Annotated in this window: 7 protein-coding genes; 2 read left to right on the top strand and 5 right to left on the bottom strand. The window is 38.3% G+C overall.

The window, feature by feature from the left end:
* The coding region (locus VNZ46_RS05985) for a metal-dependent transcriptional regulator (RefSeq protein ID WP_325559193.1) at window positions 1-414 on the bottom strand (414 nt) is incomplete at its 3' end.
* Window positions 415-553: 139 nt separating this feature from the next.
* Between VNZ46_RS05985 and VNZ46_RS05980 the strand changes: the two genes are divergently transcribed.
* The gene (locus VNZ46_RS05980; RefSeq protein ID WP_133777326.1) at window positions 554-1,024 is read left to right on the top strand and encodes an Lrp/AsnC family transcriptional regulator; all 471 of its coding nucleotides are present in this window, start codon (window positions 554-556) and stop codon (window positions 1,022-1,024) included.
* Here the strand turns inward: VNZ46_RS05980 and ung are convergent.
* Window positions 1,021-1,701 carry a uracil-DNA glycosylase gene (gene ung, locus VNZ46_RS05975; RefSeq protein WP_325559192.1) on the bottom strand — a complete coding sequence of 227 codons (681 nt, stop codon included), beginning with the start codon at window positions 1,699-1,701 and terminating at the stop codon, window positions 1,021-1,023. The two genes, VNZ46_RS05980 and ung, sit on opposite strands and share 4 nt — an antisense overlap.
* 3 nt (window positions 1,702-1,704) lie before the next feature.
* The gene (locus tag VNZ46_RS05970) at window positions 1,705-2,142 is read right to left on the bottom strand and encodes a thioredoxin family protein (RefSeq protein WP_325559191.1); all 438 of its coding nucleotides are present in this window, start codon (window positions 2,140-2,142) and stop codon (window positions 1,705-1,707) included.
* 176 nt (window positions 2,143-2,318) lie between these two features.
* Between VNZ46_RS05970 and VNZ46_RS05965 the strand changes: the two genes are divergently transcribed.
* Complete coding sequence (locus VNZ46_RS05965; protein ID WP_325559190.1) at window positions 2,319-2,858, top strand: DUF2892 domain-containing protein; 540 nt, start codon at window positions 2,319-2,321, stop codon at window positions 2,856-2,858.
* Between the two features lie 30 nt (window positions 2,859-2,888).
* Here the strand turns inward: VNZ46_RS05965 and VNZ46_RS05960 are convergent, their stop codons facing one another.
* Window positions 2,889-3,104, bottom strand: a complete 216-nt coding sequence (locus tag VNZ46_RS05960) for a hypothetical protein (RefSeq protein WP_325559189.1) — start codon at window positions 3,102-3,104, stop codon at window positions 2,889-2,891.
* An 87-nt stretch (window positions 3,105-3,191) separates the two neighbouring features.
* The coding region (gene lysS / locus VNZ46_RS05955; protein WP_325559188.1) for a lysine--tRNA ligase at window positions 3,192-4,348 on the bottom strand (1,157 nt) is incomplete at its 5' end.

Here is a 4,348-nt window from a genome sequence, read left to right as displayed (position 1 = left end):
GAAATTTCCGTTCTTGTCGGGTATTGGATCGCCATGAGGGTCACTTTTTGGGTAACCCAGGTACTCGTCCAGTCTTTCGATCAAAAGTTGAGAATTAACATGTTCCAGTTCTTCAGCAATTTCATGTACCTCATCCCATTTAAAATTCAATGTTTTAACCAGGAATAACTCCCATAAGCGGTGCTTGCGGACAATATTTACTGCAGTTGCTTTTCCCTTTTCAGTTAGGCTGACACCTTGGTATTTTACATAGTTAATCAGCTGCTTTTCTGCAAGTTTCTTCATCATGTCAGTTACTGAAGCTGGCCTGGTTTGAATTTTATCCGCAATCGCATTGGTCTGTACTGTACCCGTGGTCAGGTTGGATAAATGATAGATAACCTTTAAATAATTTTCTTCCGTGTAAGATTCCATTTACAAATACCTAATAATAAATTTAGATAAATCTAAATAAAATTTTAAAAAATTAATTGTAATATTTCAATGATTCTATAGAATTAAATTTGGCGTATTACCCTGTTTTGTTGTATATTTGGCTTAAATAAACAAAGTAATGGCAGCAGAAATTGACAAAATAGATTTTAAAATTTTAAAACTTTTACAAGAGAACGGAAGAATTACCAATTTGCTTTTATCTCAGGAGATTGGCTTATCTCCGGCACCTACACTGGAGCGGGTAAGGAAACTGGAAATGTCTGGGTTCATTAAAAGCTATCATGCATTGGTAGATGAGGAAAAGTTAGGCCTGGGCATTAAAACCTTTATCCAGGTTCAATTGGACTTTCATAAAAATAACACCATTCAGATTTTTTTAGATGAAGTTAACCAAATCAAAGAAATTACTGAATGTCACCACGTTACCGGACAGGCAGACTTTCTTTTAAAAGTATATGTAAATGACATTAAGGCTTATGAACGCCTGATTATGGACAAGATCAGCAAGATCTCTGTGGTAAAAACCTTTCAGACCATGATGATCATGTCCACAACTAAAAAGGAACCAATTGTTCCTCTGGAATATTAAGCCGTTATTTGCCAGTCTATCGGCATTTCCCCTTGTTCAATGAGTTTTGCATTGGTTTTGGAGAAATGTCTGCAACCAAAAAATCCATTGTAAGCTGAAAATGGAGAAGGATGGGCGGCTTTAAATAAGGTATGCCTGGATTCATCAATAAGTATTGATTTATTCTGGGCATATTTTCCCCAAAGTAAAAAAATAACGCCATCTTTCTTTTCTGATAATTCGCTGATCACTTTGTCTGTAAATATTTCCCAGCCTTTTCCCTGGTGAGAACCTGCTTCATGCGCTCTCACGGTAAGTGTTGCGTTGAGTAGAAGCACACCTCTGTCGGCCCATTCGATTAAGTTTCCATGATTTGGTGGAATGAAACCTTCGATATCTGTTTGCAGTTCCTTATAAATATTTTTAAGAGAGGGGGGAATGGTCATCCCTTTTTGTACAGAAAAGGACAAGCCATGCGCCTGGCCCTGTCCGTGATAAGGGTCCTGACCAAGAATCACCACCTTAACTTTGTCAAATGGGGTATGGTTAAAGGCGTTAAAAATATCCGGTCCCTTTGGAAATACGGTATACCCTTTTTGTTTTTCTTCCTGTAAGAACAGTTTTAAAGACTTCATGTAATCCTTCTCAAATTCCTGGCTCAATACACTTAGCCATCCTGGTTCTAAAGCTGCAGACATTATTTATTTTGTTAAAATGTTCAATATATCTTTTTCAAAGGTTTCATTGGGCTGTTCCACAATTCTTCCCATCTCTTTTCCATTCCGGAAAATTATAAAGGTAGGCACACGATCGATATTTAAATGGTCGATGAGCCCCTGACCTGCCTTTTTTTCTCTGTTAACGCCTATCAGACGCAGGTGCTCTTCTTTGAAGCCCGCAGCATCCAGTACTTTAAGGAAATGGGGTACATATAATTTACTGTCACCACACCAGGTACCTAAAACGATGGTCATCATGGTTGTTGAAAGCGGGTGTTTTAAGGCTTGGATCAAGTCGTTGTTGAGTACATAATTTGAATACTCCAGATCATAACTTTCTTTAAACTCTGGCAAAGAAACCAATTGTGCTTTACTGCACTGGTTGATTAAATGTTCCTGACTGTTGTATTCTTCTTCCATCTTCCGGATGTTAAAATCTTGTTTATCATCACGATTTGTTTAATTTCTATGACAATAAGGCAAGAGCAGAGTAGTTCTGCAATGTTTTCTGTTATTATTTTTTGCTGAAATTAGAATATTAAATCTAATTTCTAGTATTTAAACACGATATTTGCAGAAAAATTTAGAAAAATAATATGCCAAACATAGTTCGACTTATTGCAGCTTTTGCCATACTTGGAGCCGCCATTGCGCTCATGATCTTTGGATTCTGGGGCTGGGGTATTTTAGCCATTTTTATTAGCCTTTTAATAGGAGTAACTTACTTTTTTAATGAAAATATGTTGCTTGCACAATGGTTTCTCCGGAAGGACAACATGCCTAAAGCGGAAACTTTTTTAAGAAGGATTACCAATTATGAAAAACAGCTGATCCGGGTACAACATGGTTACTATAATCTTTTGATTGGATTAATCGAATCGAGAAAGGCGCCGATGCAATCGGAAAAGTATTTCAAAAAAGCGCTTTCATTGGGTATGCATATGGATCATAATGTTGCATTGGCTAAATTAAGCCTTGCAGGGATCGCCATGGGAAAAAGAAATAAAAGAGAAGCGCAGATGTATTTGACAGAAGCGAAAAAAGCAGATAAAAATAAATTGCTTGCAGATCAGATCAAGCAAATGAAAGATCAGCTGGGAATGCTGGATAAACAGCAGCAGATCAGATACAGATAAATAAAAAGAGCCACAAATATGTGGCTCTTTTTATTTATCACTTAATCTGTCAAAATTTTCTTCATCCAGCGAACTTGTAGTCCGGCTGATGATGTCGTCTTCATAGCATTCTTTAGATCGGCTGAAGAACAGCTGCTCTGACTGGATGCGCTTAATCAGCTGACGAATCAGCGACAAGTCAAAAGCTTCTTTCTTGAGCTTAATGCAATATTCATTTTCTGTAATTTCCAGACTTGAGTTGTTCATAATGTCAACAAATTTATTTCGTCTAAAATTAAAAAAGGCTTGCTATAGTTTAGTATAGCAAGCCTTTAAGTTTTTGTTATCTCTTTGTTAAGAGAACCAGGCGTTTACCTCGTCTTTTGTAGGCATGACCAAATCCAGTTTTAACTTCTTGCGCATGCCGCCAAGATCATTGAATACTTTATTTGGATTGGCTGCTTTTAATTCCTCTATGGTATTGATGCCCATTTTTCTAATGACCTGAACCCATTCTGCCGCAACTCCTGCTTCCACGAAATCCTCGTCGGTTGTTACTTTTGCTTTTTTCTCCGGTCTCATTTGTGGGAAAAACAATACTTCCTGGATGGTAGACTGATTGGTCATTAACATGACTAATCTGTCTATTCCGATACCCAGACCTGATGTAGGTGGCATGCCGTATTCCAATGCACGTACAAAATCGTCGTCCATAGCCATGGCCTCATCATCACCTCTGGCGGCCAGTTTTAGCTGGTCTTCAAAACGTTCACGCTGGTCTATCGGATCGTTTAATTCTGAATAAGCGTTTCCGATTTCTTTACCCATTACAAAAAGTTCGAACCGCTCTACCAGACCGTCCTTGCTTCTGTGTTTTTTGGCAAGCGGCGTCATTTCGATAGGGTAGTCGGTGATGTAAGTTGGTTGAATCAGGTTTGCTTCTACTTTTTCACTGAAGATTTCATCTACAAGTTTACCTCTGCCCATAGAAGCATCGATTTCAATATTCAGGCTCTTGCAAGTATCTTTAAGTTGCTCTTCAGTCATTTGAGATACGTCGATACCGGTGTATTTCTGAATAGATTCATACATGCTCAGTTTTTCGTACGGACCTTCAAAATTAATTTCCTGATCGCCTACCTTGACCACTGGTGTACCGTGGATAGCGACAGCAATTTTTTCAAGGCATTCCTCTACCATGGACATCATCCAGATATAGTCTTTATAGGCTACATAGATTTCCATAGAAGTAAATTCTGGATTGTGGGTACGATCCATTCCTTCATTTCTAAACATCTTTCCAAACTCATATACGCCATCAAAACCAGCAACGATCAGACGTTTCAGATAAAGCTCATTTGCAATACGCAAATACAAAGGCATATCCAGCGTATTGTGGTGCGTAGCAAAAGGACGTGCAGCTGCACCACCATGGATAGGTTGTAATATTGGCGTTTCTACTTCCATCCAGCCTTGCTCATCAAAGTAATTCCTCATGGTATTGATCACTT

This window comes from Pedobacter sp., assembly GCF_035566355.1.
Classification (GTDB): domain Bacteria; phylum Bacteroidota; class Bacteroidia; order Sphingobacteriales; family Sphingobacteriaceae; genus Pedobacter.
Note: the sequence above shows the minus strand (reverse complement) of the source record. Positions and strands in the feature narration are given on the sequence as shown.